We start from the raw sequence: 20,239 nt of genomic DNA, 5'->3' as shown, positions 1-20,239 counted from the left end.
GACGACCCCCGCGCCACCTGGGACGGCGTGCTGATCGGCGCCTCCGCGGGCAGTACCGTGCGCGCGGTGCATGGCGGCCGCGTGGTGTTCGCCGACTGGCTGCGCGGCTCAGGCCTGCTGGTCATTCTCGACCACGGTGGTGGCTACCTCAGCCTTTATGGGCATAATCAAAGTCTTCTGAAGGACGCCGGCGATACCGTCAAAGCGGGCGATCCCATTGCAACCGTGGGAGCCAGCGGGGGTCAGAGTACTCCGGCGGTGTATTTTGCCATTCGCCATCAGGGCCGCCCGGCGGACCCTTCGACCTGGTGTCGCACGCAGGGATAAGCGGCGATCACGCATTAGGAGCCAAACATGTCGCAAGCTTTCCGTCTCACTACCCTGGCCCTGGCCTTGCTGCTCGGCGTCGGTGCGGTCCAGGCCGCCGATGCGCCGGCCGCATCAGCTGCGGCCAACGGCAAGGAGGCTCCGCTGCCGCTCGACGAGCTGCGCACCTTCGCCGAGGTCCTGGACCGGGTGAAGGCGGCCTATGTCGAACCGGTGGATGACAAGACGCTGCTGGAGAACGCCATCAAGGGCATGCTCAGCAACCTCGACCCGCACTCCGCCTACCTGGGCCCGGAAGAGTTCGCCGAGCTGCAGGAAAGCACCAGCGGCGAATTCGGCGGCCTGGGCATCGAAGTCGGCAGCGAGGATGGCTTCGTCAAGGTGATCTCGCCCATCGACGACACCCCGGCGGCCAGCGCCGGCATCCAGCCGGGCGACCTGATCGTGAAGATCGACGGCAAGCCGACCAAGGGCCAGTCGATGAACGAGGCCGTGGACAGCATGCGTGGCAAGGCCGGCTCGCCGATCACCCTGACCATCGTGCGCGGCGGCGGCAAGCCATTCGACGTCACCCTCAAGCGCGCGATCATCAAGGTCAAGAGCGTGAAGAGCCAACTGCTCGAACCGGGCTACGGCTACCTGCGCATCACCCAGTTCCAGGTGAATACCGGCGAGGAGACCGTCAAGGCGCTGTCCAAGCTGCGCAACGACAACAAGGGCAAGCTCAAGGGCGTCGTGCTGGACCTGCGCAACAACCCCGGCGGCGTGCTGCAGTCCGCGGTGGAAGTGGCTGACGCCTTCCTCACCAAGGGACTGATCGTCTACACCAAGGGCCGCATCCCGAATTCCGAGCTGCGCTTCTCCGCCGACCCGGCCGACCCGAGCGACGGCGTCCCGCTGGTGGTGCTGATCAACGGCGGCAGCGCCTCGGCGGCGGAAATCGTCGCCGGCGCCCTGCAGGACCAGAAACGCGCGATCCTCATGGGCACCGACAGCTTCGGCAAGGGCTCGGTACAGACCGTGCTGCCGCTGAACAACGACCGCGCCCTGAAGCTCACCACCGCGCTGTACTACACCCCCAACGGCCGCTCGATCCAGGCCCAGGGCATCACCCCGGACATCGAGGTGGAGCGCGCCAAGGTGACCCGCGAGAAGAGCGAGTTCGACGGCTTCAAGGAAGCCGACCTGCAGGGCCACCTGGCCAACGGCAACGGCGGTCAGGATCGCCCGACCACCTCCGGCAAGGCGCCGGTGGATCGCCCGCAGGATGGCGACTACCAGCTCAGCCAAGCCCTCAGCCTGCTGAAAGGACTCAGCGTCAGCCGCGGCAACAACTGACCGATGCGCCCGGCCCGGCAGCTGCTGAGCCTGTGCCTGGGCGCGCTGCTGTGCCTGCCGGTGGCCGCCGCGCCCCGGCCGGACGGCGGCAGGCCGCTGGTCAGCATCGTCATCGACGACCTCGGGCAGAACCTGGCGCGCGACCGCCAGGTGCTCGACATCTCCCCCGCCATCGCCCTGGCGATCATCCCCGATACGCCTCACGCCGCCGAACTGGCGCGCGAGGCGCACCATCGCGGGCGCACCGTGATGCTGCACATGCCGATGGACCCGGCCGGCGGTGACTACGCCTGGCGCCCGGAACTGACGCAGGAAGAACGCGCGCGCCGCCTCGACGCCGCGCTGGCGAAGGTGCCGTACGTGCAGGGGCTGAACAACCACGAAGGCAGTCGCATGACTGCCGACCGCCCGGCCATGGCCTGGCTGGCGGCCGAGCTGCAGCGGCGCCACCTGTTCCTGCTCGACAGCCGTACCAGCGCGGCCACAGTGGCGGCCGCCGAAGCGCAGAAGATCGGCCTCGCCAGCCTCTCCCGGGACGTGTTCCTCGACGACGACCCCAGCGAAGCGGCGGTGACGGAACAGATGCAGCGTGGCCTCGCGCTGGCGCGCAAGCAGGGCACGGTGGTGATGATCGGCCACCCTAAGCCGGCGACCCTGGCCGTGCTCAAGCGCGTGCTGCCGACCCTCAAGGCCCAGGGCTTCGAGCTGGTGCAGCCGTCGCTGATGATCGCCGAGCGCGGCAACCGCGCCATGGCGGGGCATGGGCGGGACGGGGTTTATCGCTAGACGCGGGCTTTTCGTAGGAGCGAGCTTGCTCGCGAACAGCCCCGGCATCGAATTTCCCGAGAGCGGTTCGCGAGCAAGCTCGCTCCTACAAAGGCCAGCCGGGCGTCAGGGGCCGGCCAACCTTACAAGTAGTTATTCGTCGCCTGCTCGATGAAGCCATCGGCGCGCATCTCGTCCAGCGCCTTCTGCAGCTTCGCCACCACCTCGTCCGGGGTGTCCTTGTTGATCGCCAGGTACAGCTGGGCCTCGTTGAAGCGCAGCACGGTCTGCAGGCCGGACACTCCCTCCTGCTTGGCCAGGTAGCGGCCCACCGGGTCGGTGGTGGCCCACAGGTCGATCTCGCCGGTGGTCAGCTTCTTGACGTTTTCCTGGTCGCGCAGCGCATTGACCACCGGGATGCCCTGGCTTTCCAGGTTCTGGCTGACGGCGTCGTTCTTGTAGGCGCCGAGCTTGTACCTGGCGGCGTCCTTGAGGTCCTTCACCTTGATCGAACTGCCCGGCGGGGCGAGGAGCACCCACTGGGTCTTGGCGATCGGCCCGACCCACTTGAACAGCGGCACGCGCTCAGGGGTGTAGGTGGTGGAGAACAGCCCGTAGTCGGGCTTGTCCAGCGCCAGCTTGTACAGGCGATCCCAGGGGAAGCGCAGGCTCAGGCTGTACTGGATGCCGGCACGCTTGAACATCTCGCGGACGATGTCGGCGCTGATGCCGTCGATCCCTTCATCGCGGGCAAAGTTCTTGTCGTCCACCGCCATGTTGAAGGGCGGGAAGTTCTCGGTGAGCAGCACCATCCTGTAATCGGCGGGCAACTCGGCGCGGGCCGTGGCGGCCCCCAGCAACAGACCCAGGGTCAGGGTCTTGATCAGGACTTTCAGCATGGTCATACCGCTCGCGTGGTTATCGTTATTGGGCTTGCGGCATCCCTGCAGGGGGGACGGACTACTTCGCTCGTCTGCCTTCCGTGGCAAAACCGGCGCCGAGGGGTGTCGGCGCCAAACGCGAAGGCCGGCGAGTGGCCGGCCTTCGGGTGTTACAGGTAACTGTTGAGCACCTCGTCGACGAAACCTTCGGCGCGCATCTTGTCCAGCGCCGCCTGCAGCTTCTGCACCACGGCATCCGGAGTCTCGCGGTTCAGCGCGAGGAACAGCTGGTCGCTGTTGAAGCGCAGCACGGTCTTCAGGCCGGTGACGCCCACCTGCTTGGCCAGGTAGCGGCCCGCCGGGTCGCCGCTGGCCCACAGGTCGATCGAGCCGTCCTGCAGCTTGCCGGCGTTCTCCTGGTCGCGCAGCGCCAGCACCGGCTCGAAGCCGTGCTCGGTCAGGTAGTCGGCCATGGCGTCGCCCTTGTAGGCGCCTACACGATATTTCTTGGCTTCCTCCAGATTGTTCAGGCTGATCCTGCTGTCGGCTTTCGCCAGCAGGACCCAGTCGTCCGGGCCGATGGGGCCGACCCACTTGAACTGGCTCTCGCGCTCGGGCAGGCGCGCGGTAACGAAGACGCCGTAGCCGGGTTTCTCCAGCGCCAGCTTGTAGATGCGGTCCCAGGGGAAGCGCAGGGTCAGGCTGTACTGCACGCCGGCACGCTTGAACATTTCCTTGACGATATCCACGGCAATGCCGTCGATGCTGTCTTCCTGGGCGAAGTTCTTGCCGTTGATGGCCATGTTGTAGGGAGGGAAGTTCTCGGTGAGCAGCACCATGCTGTAATCCGAAGAATCCGTTTCGGCCCTTGCCGCGCTGGCCAGAAGCAGGCCGCAGCCTAGCCATGCAAGCAGAATGCGCTTCAGCATCGAGATATTCCTGCGTATGACATTTCTGAGAAGCCGCAGAGCTTACTCGGAGAATTGACGCCAATAAACCCTATGAATGTGGCAATGGGACATGAATCCGCCATTACCTTGACTGAAGCCTTTGGCTAGCAATCTTCGTGCGCAGGAAGGGGATGCGTCCACCGGACGCAGGAGCGGAAAAAGGCCACAGGGCCGGGGAACCCCGGCCCGGAAGGGATCAGCGCACGACGATGCCGCGGCTGGCCAGATAGGCCTTGGCCTCGGGGACGCTGTACTCGCCGAAGTGGAAGATGCTCGCCGCGAGCACCGCGTCGGCCTTGCCCTCGATGATGCCGGCGGCGAGGTGCTCCAGATTGCCGACGCCGCCCGAGGCGATCACCGGTACGCCCACGGCCTCGCTGATGGCGCGGGTCACGCCCAGGTCGTAACCACTCTTCACGCCGTCCTGGTCCATGCTGGTCAGGAGGATTTCACCAGCGCCCAGGCCTTCCATCTTCTTCGCCCATTCGACCGCGTCCAGCCCGGTGGGCTTGCGGCCGCCGTGGGTGAAGATTTCCCAGCGCGGGGTTTCGCCGGGGCCCGACACTTTCTTGGCGTCGATGGCGACCACGATGCACTGCGAGCCGAAGCGCGCGGCGGCTTCGCCGACGAACTCCGGGGTGAACACCGCGGCGGTATTGATCGAGACCTTGTCCGCACCGGCATTGAGCAGATTGCGGATGTCCTGCACCGTCCTGACGCCGCCGCCCACGGTCAGCGGGATGAACACCTGGCTGGCCATGCGCTCGACGGTATGCAGGGTGGTGTCGCGGCCATCGACGCTGGCGGTGATGTCGAGGAAGGTAATCTCGTCCGCGCCCTGCTCGTCATAGCGGCGGGCGATTTCCACCGGGTCACCGGCGTCGCGGATGTTCTCGAACTTGACGCCCTTCACCACGCGGCCGTTGTCCACGTCGAGGCAGGGAATGATGCGTTTAGCCAGGGTCATTGCTTTCTCCGAAAGCAGCTTCAGGCGACAAGCCTCAAGCTGCAAGTAAGAGCTTGTGGCTCACAGCCTGCCGCTTGCCGCTTCACGATCGCACAGCGCCTGGGCCTCGGCGACGTCCAGGGTGCCTTCGTAGATCGCGCGGCCGGTGATGGCGCCGACGATGCCCGGGGTGCGGGCGTCCAGCAACTTCTGGATGTCGCCCAGGTTGTGGATGCCGCCCGAAGCGATCACCGGGATGCGCGTGGCGTTGGCCAGGGCAGCGGTGGCTTCGACGTTGCAGCCCTGCATCATGCCGTCCTTCGCGATGTCGGTGTAGACGATGGCGGAGACGCCATCGGCCTCGAAACGCTTGGCCAGGTCGATGACCTGTACCGAGCTCACTTCCGCCCAGCCATCGGTGGCGACGAAGCCGTCTTTGGCGTCCAGGCCGACGATCACCTTGCCCGGGAATGCCTTGCAGGCTTCGGCGACGAACTCCGGCTGCTTGACCGCCTTGGTGCCGATGATCACGTAGCTGACGCCGGCGCGGACATAGTGCTCGATGGTCTCCAGCGAGCGGATGCCGCCGCCGATCTGGATCGGCAGGTTCGGGTAGCGCCTGGCGATGGCGGTGACCACCTCGCCGTTGACCGGTTTGCCTTCGAAGGCGCCGTTCAGGTCCACCAGGTGCAGACGGCGGCAACCGCCTTCCACCCATTTGGCGGCCATGGACACCGGGTCGTCGGAGAACACCGTGGCGTCTTCCATCAGGCCCTGGCGCAGGCGCACGCAGGCGCCGTCTTTCAGATCGATTGCGGGGATGATCAGCATGGGTTGAACCTGCTCGAATCCAAAGATGAATGGGGTCGGGTCAGCTCTTCTCGAGCGCCCACAAGTCGCTTTCGATGCTCTCGAACCGGTCTTTCAGGTGAGATTGCACATCGAAGATCGCCTTGTTGTAGAACAGCGGGCCGAACTCGCGCAGGAAGAAGTCCAGCGCCTCTTCGGCCTCGAAGGAGCCGACATCCAGCTCGAAGCGATCCTCGAGGAAGCGCTGGATGGCGCGCGCCGCACTCTGGCGCTGGGCGCCGTCGAGTTCGAGGATCGCCGGCTTGTCCTTCTGACGGGCCATGACTTACCAGCGCCCGTCCCAGGCGGCAAAGTTCTGCAGCAGCTGCAGGCCGTGGGTATGGCTCTTCTCCGGGTGGAACTGCACGGCGAAGCGCGAGCCATCGGCCAGCGCGGCGGCGAAATCACGCCCGTAGTGGCCGCGGCCGACTACCTGGCGCGGATTGCCCGCCTCGATGTAGTAGCTGTGCACGAAGTAGAAGCGCGCGCGGTCGGGGATGTCGTGCCACAGCGGGTGATCCACGCTTTGTGCCACTTCGTTCCAGCCCATGTGCGGCACCTTCAGGTGCTCGCCGTCCTCGTGCAGGTCCTTGCCGAAGAAGCGCACCTGGCCGGGGAACAGGCCGATGCAATCGACACCGTCGTTCTCCTCGCTGCGCTCCAGCAGCGCCTGCATGCCGACACAGATGCCGAGGAACGGGCGGTCCTGGCTGACTTCGCGCACCAGGGCGTCGAAGCCCAGCCGCCTGATCTCGGCCATGCAGTCGCGGATCGCGCCGACGCCGGGGAACACCACGCGGTCCGCCTCGCGGATCACGTTGGCGTCGCTGGTCACCAGCACGCGGCCGGCGCCCACGCGTTCAAGCGCCTTGGACACCGAGTGCAGGTTGCCCATGCCGTAGTCGATGACGGCAACGGTCTGCATTACAGGCACCCTTTGGTGGACGGCATCTGGCCGGCCATGCGCTCGTCCAGCTCGATGGCCATGCGCAGCGCGCGGCCGAAGGCCTTGAACACGGTCTCGATCTGGTGGTGGGTGTTGTGCCCGCGCAGGTTGTCGATGTGCAGGGTGACGTTGGCGTGGTTGACGAAGCCCTGGAAGAACTCCATGAACAGGTCGACATCGAAGCCGCCAACGCTGGCGCGGGTGAACGGCACGTGCATCTGCAGGCCGGGGCGGCCGGAGAAGTCGATGACCACGCGCGACAGCGCCTCGTCCAGCGGCACGTAGGCGTGGCCGTAGCGGCGGATGCCCTTCTTGTCGCCGATGGCCTTGGCGAAGGCCTGGCCGAGGGTGATGCCGATGTCTTCGACGGTATGGTGGTCGTCGATATGCAGGTCGCCCTTGCATTCGATGTCCAGGTCGATCAGGCCGTGGCGGGCGATCTGGTCCATCATGTGCTCGAGGAAGGGAACCCCGGTATCGAAGCGGGCCTTGCCCGTTCCATCCAGGTCGATGGAAACCTTGATCTGGGTTTCCAGGGTGTCGCGCGCGACGGATGCCTTGCGTTCGGCCATCACCAGCTCCACAGCTAACACTGCACGTAATTATAAGAAGGGGCGGCATTATAGGCGCGCGAGGCGCCGCGCGGCTATGGGCGGTGGTCGGCGCCGGCCGATAGTCCTACACTGCGCGGCTCGCCTTTCGAGGATTGCCCATGCCCGTCGTCGTCCAGCACCTGACCCAGCCCAGCGACCAAGACCGCCAGGACCTGCTGAAGATCTACGCCGACGCGCCGGACTGGTTGCTCGTCCCCTTCGCCGATCCTCAGGAGCTGGTCACCCGCGGGCTTGCCGAAGGCCGGCTGTTCACCGGGCGCTTCAACGACCGCCTGCTGGGCGCCGCCTGGATCGAGCGCGACGGCGACACCTGGCGAATCTCGCGACTGTGCGTGCGCCAGCTCACTCGCAATCGCGGCGTCGCCCGGCGGCTGCTGGAAGAGGCGCAGCGCCTGGCCGTCCAGCAAGGCGCCGCGTTGCGCCTGAGCGTTCCGCAAGGCCAGCCCGAAGCCGAGCGCTTTGCCGAGCACCTGGGCCTGACGCTGGAAACGGCCTGATCGCGGCGCGCCCGGGAACCGCGCGCCAAGTCCCCGTTCAAACCCCGCATTAGCGGCCTGCGCCTTTCCGGCTGGGGCGCCGCCGCGGCATTGGTATACTTTCCCGCTATTCCACCCGCCGCCTGAACAAGGACCCGTCCATGAAAGCGTTCGGCAAAATCATCGGCATCATTGCCCTGGTCCTGCTGCTGCTCATCGTCGCCGCCGGCTTCGTGCTGACCCACTTCTTCGACCCGAACGACTACAAGGACGAGATCCGCCAGATCGCCCGGGACAAGGCCAACCTCGAACTGAACCTCAAGGGCGACATCGGCTGGAGCCTGTTCCCCTGGCTCGGCCTGGAGCTGCACGACACCAGCGTGGCGAGCCTGCAGGCGCCGGACCAGCCGTTCGCCGACGCGCAGTTGCTGGCCATGTCCGTGCGCGTACTGCCGCTGCTGCGCAAGCAGGTGCAGATGAGCGACATCCGCGTCGAAGGCCTGACCCTTTCCCTGAACAAGGACAAGAACGGCGTCGGCAACTGGGAAAGCATCGGCAAGCCCCTCCCACCGGCCAACGGCAAGCAGCCCGAACAACCGGCGCCGGCGCCGACCGAGCAGGCCAAGGCGGATGCGCAGCAATCCCACCAGGCGATGAAGCTGGACATCGACAGCCTGAGCGTGAAGAACGCCCGCATCGACTACGCCGACGCCCAGAGCGGCAAGAACTACAGCGTCGAAGGCATCGAGCTGAGCACCGGCGCGATCCGCGAAGGCAGCAACATCCCGGTCAAGTTCAGCGCCTACCTGGGCACCAACCAGCCTGTGATCCGCGCCCGCACCGAGCTGACCGGCAACCTGCGCTTCGACCGAGCGCTCAAGCGCTACCAGCTCGAAGACGCCAAGCTCGCCGGCGAAGTCTCCGGCGACCCGTTCCAGGGCAAGACCGCCAACTACAGCGCCCAGGGCCAGCTGGTGCTCGACCAGGCCGCCCAGGTCGCCGAGTGGAACGGCCTGAAGGTCACCGTCAACCAGCTGCGCGCCCTGGGTGAGATCAAGGCCCGCGAGCTGGACAAGGAACCCAAGTTCGACGGCGGCTTGTCGCTGGCGCCGTTCAACCTACGCGAATTCCTCGAAGGCATCGGCCAGACCCTGCCGGAAATGGCCGACACCACCACCCTGACCAAGCTGGAACTGGCCACCCGCGTCAGCGGCACCCGCAACAGCCTGACCCTGGGCGACATCAAGCTGAAGCTGGACGACAGCAGCTTCAGCGGCAACCTCGGCCTCGCCGACTTCGGCAAGCAGGCGATCCGCGCCCAGCTCTCCGGCGACAAGCTCGACCTCGACCGCTACCTGCCGGCCAAGGTCAAGAAAGCCCAGGACGCCACCAACAGCGCGCGCAAGGCGGAAGTCGCCAGCACCGAACAGAACGCCATCAAAGGCGACACCCCGCTGCCCAGCCAGCCGACCCAGCAGGCCTGGAGCGACGCCCCGCTGCTGCCCATCGCCCGCCTGCGCGCACTGGACCTGGACGCCAGCCTGAACCTCGGCCAGCTGACCCTGGACAAGCTGCCCATCGACAATGCCGTGCTCAAGCTGCGCAGCCAGGGCGGCCTGCTCAACCTCGACGATATGCGTGGCGAACTCTACGACGGCAAGTTCAACGCCACCGCCACCCTCGACGTACGCCAGGACGTACCGACCCTGCAGGCGAAGAAACACATCGCCGACGTACCGGTGGAGCGCCTGCTCGAATCCCAGGGCCAGAAACCGCCGGTGAAGGGCCTGCTGGACCTCGACGCCGACATCACCACCCAGGGCAACAGCCAGAAGGCCTGGATCGACAACCTCAATGGCACCGCGCGCTTCGTCCTGACCCAGGGCGTACTGCTCAACGCCAACCTCGAACAGCAGCTGTGCCAGGGCATCGCCACGCTGAACCGCAAGTCGCTGACTGCCGAGCATGGCGGCAAGGACACGCCGTTCCGCGAGCTGCAGGGCAACCTGGTGTTCAAGAATGGCGTGGCCAGCAACCCGGACCTCAAGGCGAGCATCCCCGGCCTGACCGTCAAGGGCGACGGCGACCTCGACCTGCGCGTGCTGGGCATGGACTACCGCGTCGGAGTCACCATCGAGGGCGACAAGAGCGACATGCCCGACCCCGCGTGCGAAGTGAACAAGCGCTATGTCGGCATCGAATGGCCGCTGCGCTGCCGCGGCCCGCTGGAGCTGGGCGCCAAGGCCTGCCGCCTGGACAAGGACGGCATCGGCAAGATCGCTGCACGTTTGGCCGGGGACCGGCTGAACCAGAAAATCGAAGAGAAGCTCGGCGACAAGGTCAGTCCCGAACTCAAAGACGCACTCAAAGGGCTGTTCAAGAAGTGACCCCGCAAAGCTTCAATCAGGCCGTGCTCGACTGGTTCGACACGCACGGCCGCCATGACCTGCCCTGGCAGCAGAACATCACGCCTTACCGTGTGTGGGTCTCGGAAATCATGCTGCAGCAGACCCAGGTCAGCACGGTCATGGGCTACTACGACCGCTTCATGACCGCACTGCCCACCGTGGCGGACCTGGCCAACGCGCCGGAAGACGAAGTGCTGCACCTGTGGACGGGCCTGGGCTACTACACCCGAGCGCGCAACCTGCACAAGACCGCGAAGACGGTGATGGAACAGCACGGCGGCGAATTCCCCCGCGACGTCGAGCAACTCGCCGAGCTGCCCGGCATCGGCCGCTCCACCGCCGGCGCCATTGCCAGCATCTCCATGGGGCTGCGCGCACCGATCCTCGACGGCAACGTCAAGCGCGTCCTGGCGCGCTACCTCGCCTGCGACGGCTATCCGGGCGAGCCCAAGGTGGCCAAACAGCTGTGGGACGCCGCCGAGCGCTTCACACCGCAGGAACGGGTCAACCACTACACCCAGGCGATGATGGACCTGGGCGCGACCCTCTGTACTCGCAGCAAACCGAGCTGCCTGCTCTGCCCGCTGCGAGAGGGCTGCCGCGCGCACTTCCTCGGCCGCGAGACCGACTTCCCGGTATCCAAGCCGCGCAAGGCGCTGCCGCAGAAGCGCACGCTGATGCCGATCCTGGCCAACCGCGAGGGCGACATCCTGCTCTATCGTCGTCCATCGACCGGCCTCTGGGGCGGGCTGTGGAGCTTTCCGGAACTGGACGACCTGGCCGCCCTCGACCCGCTGGCCCAGCGTCACGCCCTGCGCCTGGGCGAGCGCCGCGAGCTGCCCGGCCTGACCCACACCTTCAGCCACTTCCAGCTGGCCATCGAGCCCTGGCTGGTGCGCGTCGAGGACGCAGCACCCGCCGTGGCCGAGGCCGACTGGCTCTGGTATAACCTCGCCACCCCGCCGCGGCTCGGCCTTGCCGCCCCGGTGAAGAAGCTGCTCAAACGAGCCGCCGACGTGTTGAATGCAGGAGAAATGTCATGACCCGACTGGTGATGTGCCGCAAATACAAAGAAGAGCTGCCCGGCCTCGATCGCGCGCCCTATCCCGGAGCCAAGGGCCAGGACATCTACGAGCACGTCTCGAAGAAGGCCTGGGACGAATGGCAGAAGCACCAGACCATGCTGATCAACGAGCGTCGCCTGAACATGATGAATGCCGAGGATCGCAAGTTCCTCACCGCCGAAATGGACAAGTTCCTCTCCGGCGAGGAATACGCGCAGGCCGAGGGCTACGTCCCGCCCAGCGCGTAAGCATCGGTATTATTTGAAAAATTTTTTCGCGGCACGCTTGACACCCCTTTCGAAAACCCTTTTAATGCGCGCCACGTTGCCCAGGTAGCTCAGTTGGTAGAGCAGGGGATTGAAAATCCCCGTGTCGGCGGTTCGATTCCGTCCCTGGGCACCAAGCCTTCCGAAAGCCCCTGAAATCCTGCGATTTCAGGGGCTTTTTCGTTTCCGCCCGCGCAAGCCGGCACAAGTCACTCCCCCGCCCCCGCGCGCTCCCCCGATTCGTATCGAATGTTTGCCTGACTTCAGTGTCTACTGGCGCATAGCACACCGATCTTTCAGAATCATGACCATCCGGACGATTTCCACACTTGCAGTGGGATACCCTCCGGGATTCGATGTTTGGTAGCGGAGTCACTGTGCGCAAACTCATAAGCTGGTGGAATTCGCGGGGCAACCTGGTTTCCCTGTCTGCCCTTTTCCTGCTGGTCCCGCTGATCGGCCGCTATAGCCTGGGCTGGGGCTCCTCGCTGGGCTACCTGTCGGACCTGGCGCTCGGCACGCTGCTGGTCGTCGCTCTGCACAACCGACGCCTGTTCATCGCCATTCCGGTCATGCTGATCTGGGCGCTCTCGGTGATCGGTACTGCCGAGCTGGTCAGCGCCGTGGGCCGCATGCCCGCGCCGGAGGACCTGCACTTCCTCGCCGACCCGACCTTCGTCGCCAACTCCACCGAGGGCGGCGGCCTCAACCACCTGCACCTGGCTGTGCTGATCGGTGCTGGCATTCTTCTCTGCGCACTGCTCTGGCGCCGCCGCGAAAAGCCGCTGCCGCGCTACGCCTATGCGGTGCCTGCCCTGCTGCTGGCCGCGCACGCCGGCGTGCAGTACTTCCAGCCCAGCGACGCGGAGATGTGGAAGCAGTTCAACCTGCCGCACCAACTGGCCTCCCGCGCCGTCACCAGCGGCGAGATGGCCTACCAGGACTGGCGCGACCGCGACCTGCCGGAAGTCCGCCCGGACGTCACCGGCCTGACCCAGCACGACCTGAGCGGCACCTCGCTGCTGGCCGGTCGCGGCCAGGCGAAGAACGTGCTGATCATCGCCATGGAAGGTATTCCGGGCGCCTACGTCGCCACCAACCGCGCAGCGCTGAGCAGCAGCTACGAAGAATCGATGATGCCGCGCCTGAGCACCTGGGCCGAGCGCGCCATGACCACCCCGGATTACGTGGTGCACAGCCACCAGACCATCCGCGGCCTCTACGCCATGCTCTGCGGCGACTACAGCAAGCTGGACAACGGCACCCCCAAAGGCGTCGAGCTGCTGGGCAACCCGACCCGCGCCGCCGAATGCCTGCCGGCGCAGATGCACCAGGCCGGCTTCAGCACCCACTTCCTGCAGGGCGCCGGCCTGCGTTTCATGGCCAAGGACAAGGTCATGCCGGCCATGGGCTTCGACAAGACCCTGGGTCGCGACTGGTTCAAGAAGAAGCCGTACCTGGAGTTCGCCTGGGGCATGGATGACAAGGCGTTCTTCGAAGGCGCGCTCGACTATGTCGGCCAACTGCGCCAGAAGAAGCAGCCGTGGATGCTCACCCTGCTCACCGTCGGCACCCACCAGCCGTATTCGGCCACGCCGGAATACCTGGCCAAGTACCCGACGCCGCGCCAGGCAGCCGTGGCCTACCTCGACGACGCCGTCGATGCCTTCCTCAAGGGCCTGGAGGAAAAAGGCGTACTCAAGGACACCCTGGTCATCGTCACTTCCGATGAATCCCACGGCATCGACAACGTGCGCCTTGCCTCGGCATGGGGCCTGAACCTGATCCTTGCACCGGAACAGGCCGCGCTGCCGCCAGTGAAGGCGGGCGTCTACGGCCATGTGGACCTGGAATCCTCGGTGCTCGACTACTTCGCCATCAAGGCGCCGCAGGATATTGCCGGCCGCTCGCTGTTCCGCGAATACGCCACGGGCCGCGAGATGGTTTCCTTCACCAATGGCATGCAGCGCTACCACGACGGCAAGGGCAACTTCACCGAGTGCGACTTCCAGCAGGTCTGCCGGCGCTACAAGAGCGACGGCTTCATTGCCGATACCGCCAAGTTCGAGGGCCGCTTCAGTGGCCGCGACGCCCGCCTGATGACCGCCCGCGCGGACATCCTCGACCAGTCGGTTACCCAGGCGCAGTCGGCCCGGGAATACCAGTTCGCGACCAAGGAACGCATCCGCCTGAAGCCGCAGATCGACAACGAATACACCGACAACCTGATCGGCGCGCAGTACCTGGAGTTCCCGGCCAACTCCCACACCACGGTGAGCCTGAAGATCCGCGCCGTGCAGATGGACGCCAATGGAGCGAAAGTGACACTCAGGACGCGCTCGTTCGAAAAGCCGGTGCCCATCGAGATACCCGACTTCCCGCTGGTGAAGCGTAACCAGCCGCTGGAAGTGACCTTCGGCTTTGACAACGAGGAAGCGCGCAAGGCTTTCTCCTTCCACCTGCTGGCCGAAGGCAAGGGCGTCATCGAGATCACCGACTTCCACGTGCTCACCCAGCCGCGCAAGTCGACGATCAATGCCTCCGAAGGCACCGGCACGGGGCTCGCGGACGCCAAGCCGCTGCCGATCCCGCGCCTGTCCGGCCCCCCGAACCTGATGGCCAGCCAGCCGCCGGAATCCCAGGATGACATTACCCCTGCCGAAGCCCTGGAAGATCCCAACCCGCAGTTGCGGCAGATGATGCAGTGACCCCACCGGCGGCCCCCTGGCCGCCGGACTTCTTTACAGGGGGCGAAGCTGGCACTATCCCGTCCCCGCGCCCTCTGCGATGCCCCTGTCCGGCGCGACTAGTTCAGCCCAGGCGACAACGCCGAGCGGCAATGCGACAACTTGCCACTACAGCCGACGACCGCGGCAGATGGGCGCTTGGCGCACTCCGGAGTGCGTGTTAGGTTGCCCCTCGCCAGGATGGCCCCGATTCTGCAGTGCCCCGCTGCGAAAGGTCCGAATAACAATAGAGGAGCCCCCTATGGCCACGGCCATACCCGCACTGGAAATCCGTAACCTGCACAAGCGTTACGGTGACCTGGAAGTGCTCAAAGGCATTTCCCTGACCGCCCGCGACGGCGATGTGATTTCCATCCTCGGCTCCTCCGGTTCCGGTAAATCCACGTTCCTGCGCTGCATCAACCTGCTGGAGAACCCGCACCAGGGCCAGATCCTGGTCGCCGGTGAAGAACTCAAGCTGAAGAAATCCAAGGACGGCTCGCTGGTCGCCTCCGACGGCAAGCAGATCAACCGTCTGCGCAGCGAACTGGGCTTCGTCTTCCAGAACTTCAACCTGTGGCCGCACATGAGCATCCTCGACAACATCATCGAGGCACCGCGCCGCGTGCTGGGCAAGACCAAGGCCGAAGCCACCGAAATCGCCGAGGCGCTGCTGGCGAAGGTCGGCATCTCCGACAAGCGCCATTGCTTCCCCGCGCAGCTTTCCGGCGGCCAGCAACAGCGCGCCGCCATCGCCCGCACCCTGGCGATGCAGCCCAAGGTCATCCTCTTCGACGAGCCGACTTCGGCACTGGACCCGGAAATGGTCCAGGAAGTGCTTAACGTTATCCGCGCGCTTGCCGATGAGGGTCGTACCATGCTGCTGGTGACCCATGAAATGAACTTTGCGCGCCAGGTGTCCAGCGAGGTGGTGTTCCTCCACCAGGGCCTGGTAGAAGAGCAGGGACCGCCGCAGCAGGTATTTGACAACCCGCAATCGGCACGCTGTAAACAATTCATGTCCAGCCACCGCTAACGGAGCATCACTGCATGAACAACTATAAGAAGATCGTCCTGGCTATCGCGGCCACCTTCGCACTGGGGAGCCAGGCCATCGCCGCGGACAAGCTGCGCATCGGCACCGAAGGCGCCTACCCGCCCTTCAACGGCATCGACGCCAGCGGCCAGGTGGTCGGTTTCGACATCGAGATCGGCAAGGCGCTGTGCGCCAAGATGAAGACCGAGTGCGACGTCGTCACCTCCGACTGGGACGGCATCATCCCCGCCCTGAACGCCAAGAAGTTCGACTTCATCGTCGCCTCCATGTCGATCACCGACGAGCGCAAGCAGGCAGTCGACTTCACCAACCCCTACTACACCAACAAGCTGCAGTTCGTGGCGCCCAAGTCCACCGACTTCAAGACCGACAAGGGCTACCTGAAAGGCAAGGTGATCGGGGCCCAGCGCGCGACCATCGCCGGTACCTGGCTCGAGGACAACATGTCCGACACCGTTACCATCAAGCTCTACGACACCCAGGAAAACGCCTACCTCGACCTGTCCTCGGGCCGCCTCGACGGCGTGCTGGCCGACAAGTTCGTGCAGTACGACTGGCTGAAAAGCGACGCCGGCAAGGACTTCGAGTTCAAGGGCGAGCCGGTGTTCGACAACGACAAGATCGGCATCGCCGTGCGCAAGGGCGACCCGCTGCGTGACAAGCTGAACGCCGCTCTGAAGGAAATCGTCGACGACGGTACCTACAAGAAGATCAACGACAAGTACTTCCCCTTCAGCATCTACTGATGCACGTGCCGCGCCGCCCCTCACCGGGCGGCGCGCGCCTTCAGGCGTGACTCCCCATGATTTTCGACCTGCACGGCTTTGGCGATCAGCTGATCGCCGGCACCTGGATGACGCTCAAGCTTTCGCTCGCCGCAGTCTGCGTCGGACTGATCCTCGGCCTGCTCGGCGCCGTCGCCAAGACCTCGAAGAACACCTTCCTGCGCATGCTCGGCGGCTTCTACACCACCGTGGTGCGCGGCGTACCCGAGACGCTCTGGGTACTGATGATCTATTTCGGCACCGTGACCGGACTGAACGCCATCGGCAACCTGTTCGGCTACCCGGAATTCGCCCTGTCGCCTTTCGCCGCCGGTACCTGTGCCCTGGGCCTGTGCTTCGGCGCCTACGCCACCGAGGTGTTCCGTGGTGCGCTGCTGGCCATTCCCAAGGGCCACCGTGAGGCGGGCCAGGCGCTAGGCCTCTCCGCTCCGCGCATCTTCTGGCGCATCGTGCTGCCGCAGGTCTGGCGCGTGGCGCTGCCGGGCCTGGGCAACCTCTACCTGATCCTGCTCAAGGACACCGCCCTGGTCTCGCTGATCACCCTCGACGAGATCATGCGCAAGGCCCAGGTCGCCTCCAACGCGACCAAGGAACCCTTCACCTTCTACATGACCGCGGCCTTCATCTACCTGGGCCTGACCGTCTTCATCATGGCCGCCCTGCATTTCCTTGAGCGTCGCGCCGGCCGTGGCTTCGTGAGGAACGAGCTATGACCGATCTCGAGCTGATCCTCAAATGGCTGCCGAAGATGCTCCAGGGCGCCACCCTGACCCTGGAGCTGCTGGCGATCGCCGTGGTCGCCGGCCTGTGCCTGGCAGTGCCGCTGGGCATCGCCCGGGCTTCGCGGCACTGGTACGTGCGCGCGGTGCCCTACGCCTACATCTTCTTCTTCCGTGGCACCCCGCTGCTGCTGCAGCTGTTCATCGTCTACTACGGCTTCGCCCAGTTCGAAAGCGTGCGCAAGGGGCCGTTCTGGCCGTACCTGCGCGACCCGTACTGGTGCGCCCTGCTGACCATGACCCTGCACACCGCCGCCTACATCGCGGAAATCCTGCGCGGCGCCATCCACGCCATCCCGGTGGGCGAAGTGGAAGCCGCCCGCGCACTGGGCATGTCCCGTCGCCAGGCGCTGTTCCACATCATCCTGCCGCGCGCCGCGCGCATCGCCATGCCGGCCTACAGCAACGAGGTGATCCTCATGCTCAAGGCCAGCGCAGTGGTGTACACGGTCACCCTGTTCGACATCATGGGCATGACCCGCACCATCATCGCGCGCACCTACGAGGCCATGCTGTTCTTCTGCCTCGCGGGGCTGTTCTACCTGGTCATCACCCTGCTGCTGACGCGCATCTTCCGCCTGCTGGAACGCTGGCTGAAGGTGGACTCCATGCAGGGCCGCTGACCGGCACACCGCTCGCCCGCGGGGCCGCTATAATGCGCGCCCCGTGGCTTGCCCCCCGTTTCGCACCGTGCTCCCGAACGACGCTCCCCTGACCGGCTCCGACCTGCTCCAGCGCTTCCAGGCACTGGATAGCTTCCTGCTGGATCATCAGGCCCTGTGGCGGCCGAAGCCCTTCACGGCGCTGCGACTGCCCTGGGAGCGAGACTATCCCGAACTGGCCGCCTGGCTGCGCAGCCGCAGCCTGGAAAACGCCGACGCGGTACACAACGCACCCGAACGGCTCGATGCCCCAGCGCCCTTCCCTGCACTGGCTGCCGTCGCCGCGCAGTTGTCCATCGTCGGCGAACTGCCGGCCACGCCGTTGGGCAAACTGCCGAACCAGTTGACCGTCGACGTACCCGGCCGCAAATGGCAGCAGATCGAAGCCTTCGCCAGCCGCCTGGGTTTCGCCGCCGCGCCGCAACAATGGCTCGACTGGTGCGCCGGCAAAGGCCATCTGGGCCGCCTGCTGGCGCGCGACGGCAAGCCGCTGCTGAGCCTGGAGTTCGACAATGCCCTGGTGGAAGACGGCCAGCGCCTGAGCGACCGGCTTCAACTTCAGGCCCGGCATATGCAGCAGGACGTGCTGGCATCCGACGCCGGCGAGCACCTGCAAGCTGGCCACACCGCCGTCGCCCTGCACGCCTGCGGCGACCTGCACGTCCGCCTGCTGCGGCTGGCCAGCAGCCGCGGCTGCCGCCAGCTCGCCGTGGCCCCCTGCTGCTACAACCGCATCGATGGCGAGCACTACCAGCCGCTCTCGCACGCCGCGCAAGGCTCCACCCTGCTGCTCTCGCGGGACGACCTGCGCCTGCCACTGGCGGAAACCGTGACCGCCGGCGCCCGCGTGCGACGCCAGCGCGACGGCTCGATGGCGCGACGCCTGGCCTTCGACCTGTTGCAACGGGAAGTCCGCGGCAGCGATAGCTACCTGCCGGTTCCTTCTGTGCCGCCGACCTGGCTGGACAAACCCTTCGCCGAGTATTGCCGCGACCTGGCCGCGCTCAGAGGGCTCGACCTGCCTGCCGGCACGGACTGGGAGGGACTGGAAGCGAGGGGCTGGCGGCGTCTGGCCGAGGTACGCAACCTGGAACTGGTGCGCGGCCTGTTCCGCCGGCCAATGGAGCTATGGCTGCTACTGGACCGTGCGTTACTCCTCGACGAGCAAGGCTATCGCGCCACCCTGGGCGCCTTCTGCGCCACCCGGCTGACTCCGCGCAACCTGCTGTTACTCGCCGAACGCATCTGAGACGGACGTTCCAGCGCTTCACCCACAGCCCCTGTGGATAACTCTGTTCGTAACCCCGGAAAAAATGCCGCTGCCTGGCCAGCCAGACTGCCTCGCTGCGATCTGGTCATTTTCTGAACAAATGAAATTAATCTTTTAAAAACATAGAGTTGCAAACTTAGTTGATGGCCTTCACATCTCATATGCGATTTCTGCTCTAACGCATTCCCGCTTGTGCATAAAGGCTCAAAAAGGTCGTAGGAAATCTGCCATTCCTGTTGCCACTTCCGCTCCAATTGCGCTTCATCGAACGGATTGTTGCGCAATCGCGACAATCGAACCTAGGTCAATCGCTGCCTAGGCAGTATCATTTCGAAACATTTCCCTGCCTAAGCAGTCATCTGTTTTGACATGAATCACTACGACGTCGCGGACTTTCCGTTCAAAGGCTCCATCGGCCAGTTGCTGGGGGCCACCGCCATCCTCAAGGATCGCTTGCTGGACAAACACCTGGCGCACCTGGATATCACCGCAGCGCAGTTCAAGGTGCTGTTCTTCGTCGGCAATGACCGCGCCAACACTCCCGCCGAGCTATGCCGCGAACTGTCCATCGACAGCGGCTCCATGACCCGCATGCTCGACCGTCTCGCACGCAAGGACCTGCTGCTCCGCGAGCCCTGCCGGAACGACCGCCGCAGCGTGCGCCTGAGCCTGAGCCCCGCCGGGCAGGCGGTGAATGACGAGGCGCCGAGCATCGCCGCCGCCGCGATGAACGAGCTGGTCGGCGTCCTCTCCCGCGACGAACTGCAGACCCTCACCGGCCTGCTCGACAAGATCCTGCGCGCCCACGGCGCCGCGGCCCACTGCGCGGCGCAGGAGAAATGACCATGAGCCACCTCCGTCTTGCCCTGCTGCCGGCCGCCGTGTTTGCCGCCGTACTGGGACTCTCCGGCTGCGTCAGCTACTCCGGCCTGGACACCAGCGGCAAGACCGTCGACCCCGCCAGCCTGAAAGCCGGCGTCAGCCTCGACGGCACGCCGCTCTCCCCGGCCGCCTGGCCCAGCGAACACTGGTGGACCAGCCTGGGCGACCCGCAACTGGACAGCCTGATCGGCGAAGCCCTGCGCGGCACGCCGGACCTGGACATCACCAGCGCCCGCGCCCGCCAGGCA

Annotated in this window: 21 protein-coding genes, 1 tRNA gene and 1 pseudogene; 16 read left to right on the top strand and 7 right to left on the bottom strand. The window is 65.5% G+C overall.

All coding sequences use genetic code 11. From position 1 onward, the window contains the following. The 3 genes from ACCC94_RS16375 to ACCC94_RS16365 form a co-directional block, all read left to right on the top strand. Positions 1-327 (top strand): murein hydrolase activator EnvC family protein (locus ACCC94_RS16375; RefSeq protein ID WP_413350529.1); only part of this gene is annotated, 327 nt, incomplete at its 5' end. Positions 328-354: 27 nt separating this feature from the next. Then, positions 355-1,665 (top strand): S41 family peptidase, encoded by a 1,311-nt coding sequence (locus tag ACCC94_RS16370; RefSeq protein WP_413350528.1) that lies wholly within the window; start codon positions 355-357, stop codon positions 1,663-1,665. Between the two features lie 3 nt (positions 1,666-1,668). Beyond that, the gene (locus ACCC94_RS16365; protein ID WP_413350527.1) at positions 1,669-2,451 is read left to right on the top strand and encodes a divergent polysaccharide deacetylase family protein; all 783 of its coding nucleotides are present in this window, start codon (positions 1,669-1,671) and stop codon (positions 2,449-2,451) included. Between the two features lie 122 nt (positions 2,452-2,573). Here ACCC94_RS16365 and ACCC94_RS16360 read toward each other — a convergent pair whose 3' ends face one another. The 7 genes from ACCC94_RS16360 to hisB all read right to left on the bottom strand — a co-directional run bounded on the left by ACCC94_RS16360 (position 2,574) and on the right by hisB (position 7,574). Next, complete coding sequence (locus ACCC94_RS16360) at positions 2,574-3,329, bottom strand: substrate-binding periplasmic protein (RefSeq protein ID WP_413350531.1); 756 nt, start codon at positions 3,327-3,329, stop codon at positions 2,574-2,576. 152 nt (positions 3,330-3,481) lie between these two features. Then, positions 3,482-4,237 carry a substrate-binding periplasmic protein gene (locus ACCC94_RS16355; RefSeq protein ID WP_413350530.1) on the bottom strand — a complete coding sequence of 252 codons (756 nt, stop codon included), beginning with the start codon at positions 4,235-4,237 and terminating at the stop codon, positions 3,482-3,484. Positions 4,238-4,457: 220 nt separating this feature from the next. Further along, the gene (hisF, locus tag ACCC94_RS16350; RefSeq protein ID WP_413350526.1) at positions 4,458-5,228 is read right to left on the bottom strand and encodes an imidazole glycerol phosphate synthase subunit HisF; all 771 of its coding nucleotides are present in this window, start codon (positions 5,226-5,228) and stop codon (positions 4,458-4,460) included. A gap of 60 nt (positions 5,229-5,288) precedes the next feature. After that, a complete protein-coding gene (gene hisA / locus ACCC94_RS16345; protein ID WP_413350525.1) occupies positions 5,289-6,038 on the bottom strand; it encodes a 1-(5-phosphoribosyl)-5-[(5-phosphoribosylamino)methylideneamino]imidazole-4-carboxamide isomerase in 750 nt (249 codons plus the stop codon). 40 nt (positions 6,039-6,078) lie between these two features. Further along, positions 6,079-6,339, bottom strand: coding sequence for a DUF2164 domain-containing protein (locus ACCC94_RS16340; protein ID WP_045215778.1), 261 nt, complete (start codon positions 6,337-6,339; stop codon positions 6,079-6,081). Between the two features lie 3 nt (positions 6,340-6,342). After that, positions 6,343-6,981, bottom strand: a complete 639-nt coding sequence (hisH, locus tag ACCC94_RS16335) for an imidazole glycerol phosphate synthase subunit HisH (RefSeq protein ID WP_413350524.1) — start codon at positions 6,979-6,981, stop codon at positions 6,343-6,345. Then, a complete protein-coding gene (gene hisB / locus ACCC94_RS16330; protein ID WP_015479330.1) occupies positions 6,981-7,574 on the bottom strand; it encodes an imidazoleglycerol-phosphate dehydratase HisB in 594 nt (197 codons plus the stop codon). Before hisB ends, hisH begins: the two co-directional genes overlap by 1 nt. A gap of 140 nt (positions 7,575-7,714) precedes the next feature. Between hisB and panM the strand changes: the two genes are divergently transcribed. The 13 genes and pseudogenes from panM to ACCC94_RS16265 all read left to right on the top strand — a co-directional run. Further along, a complete protein-coding gene (gene panM, locus ACCC94_RS16325) occupies positions 7,715-8,113 on the top strand; it encodes an aspartate 1-decarboxylase autocleavage activator PanM (RefSeq protein ID WP_413350523.1) in 399 nt (132 codons plus the stop codon). A 140-nt stretch (positions 8,114-8,253) separates the two neighbouring features. Then, a complete protein-coding gene (locus ACCC94_RS16320) occupies positions 8,254-10,479 on the top strand; it encodes an AsmA family protein (RefSeq protein WP_413350522.1) in 2,226 nt (741 codons plus the stop codon). Next, positions 10,476-11,543, top strand: a complete 1,068-nt coding sequence (gene mutY / locus ACCC94_RS16315) for an A/G-specific adenine glycosylase (RefSeq protein WP_413350521.1) — start codon at positions 10,476-10,478, stop codon at positions 11,541-11,543. Before ACCC94_RS16320 ends, mutY begins: the two co-directional genes overlap by 4 nt. Then, complete coding sequence (locus tag ACCC94_RS16310) at positions 11,540-11,812, top strand: oxidative damage protection protein (protein ID WP_015479334.1); 273 nt, start codon at positions 11,540-11,542, stop codon at positions 11,810-11,812. Before mutY ends, ACCC94_RS16310 begins: the two co-directional genes overlap by 4 nt. A 78-nt stretch (positions 11,813-11,890) precedes the next feature. After that, positions 11,891-11,966 (top strand) — tRNA-Phe (locus tag ACCC94_RS16305). A gap of 241 nt (positions 11,967-12,207) precedes the next feature. After that, entirely contained in the window at positions 12,208-14,538 is a 2,331-nt protein-coding gene (locus tag ACCC94_RS16300) for a sulfatase-like hydrolase/transferase (protein WP_413350520.1), read from the top strand. 280 nt (positions 14,539-14,818) lie between these two features. Further along, positions 14,819-15,592 carry an ABC transporter ATP-binding protein gene (locus tag ACCC94_RS16295; protein ID WP_413350519.1) on the top strand — a complete coding sequence of 258 codons (774 nt, stop codon included), beginning with the start codon at positions 14,819-14,821 and terminating at the stop codon, positions 15,590-15,592. 14 nt (positions 15,593-15,606) lie between these two features. Continuing rightward, complete coding sequence (locus tag ACCC94_RS16290) at positions 15,607-16,359, top strand: ABC transporter substrate-binding protein (RefSeq protein ID WP_138523706.1); 753 nt, start codon at positions 15,607-15,609, stop codon at positions 16,357-16,359. A 56-nt stretch (positions 16,360-16,415) separates the two neighbouring features. Beyond that, on the top strand, positions 16,416-17,111 hold the full coding sequence (locus ACCC94_RS16285) for an ABC transporter permease (protein WP_259757880.1): 696 nt from the start codon (positions 16,416-16,418) through the stop codon (positions 17,109-17,111). Next, the gene (locus ACCC94_RS16280) at positions 17,108-17,800 is read left to right on the top strand and encodes an ABC transporter permease (protein WP_413350518.1); all 693 of its coding nucleotides are present in this window, start codon (positions 17,108-17,110) and stop codon (positions 17,798-17,800) included. Before ACCC94_RS16285 ends, ACCC94_RS16280 begins: the two co-directional genes overlap by 4 nt. Before the next feature lie 67 nt (positions 17,801-17,867). After that, on the top strand, positions 17,868-19,088 hold the full coding sequence (locus ACCC94_RS16275; protein ID WP_413350517.1) for a methyltransferase: 1,221 nt from the start codon (positions 17,868-17,870) through the stop codon (positions 19,086-19,088). A 390-nt stretch (positions 19,089-19,478) separates the two neighbouring features. Beyond that, entirely contained in the window at positions 19,479-19,952 is a 474-nt protein-coding gene (locus tag ACCC94_RS16270; protein WP_413350516.1) for a MarR family winged helix-turn-helix transcriptional regulator, read from the top strand. Between the two features lie 2 nt (positions 19,953-19,954). Continuing rightward, a pseudogene (locus ACCC94_RS16265) lies at positions 19,955-20,239 on the top strand (multidrug RND transporter); the annotation flags it as partial.

Source organism: Pseudomonas sp. Pseusp97, assembly GCF_047304025.1.
Taxonomy (GTDB): domain Bacteria; phylum Pseudomonadota; class Gammaproteobacteria; order Pseudomonadales; family Pseudomonadaceae; genus Pseudomonas.
This window is presented reverse-complemented; position numbering and strand designations above follow the sequence as displayed.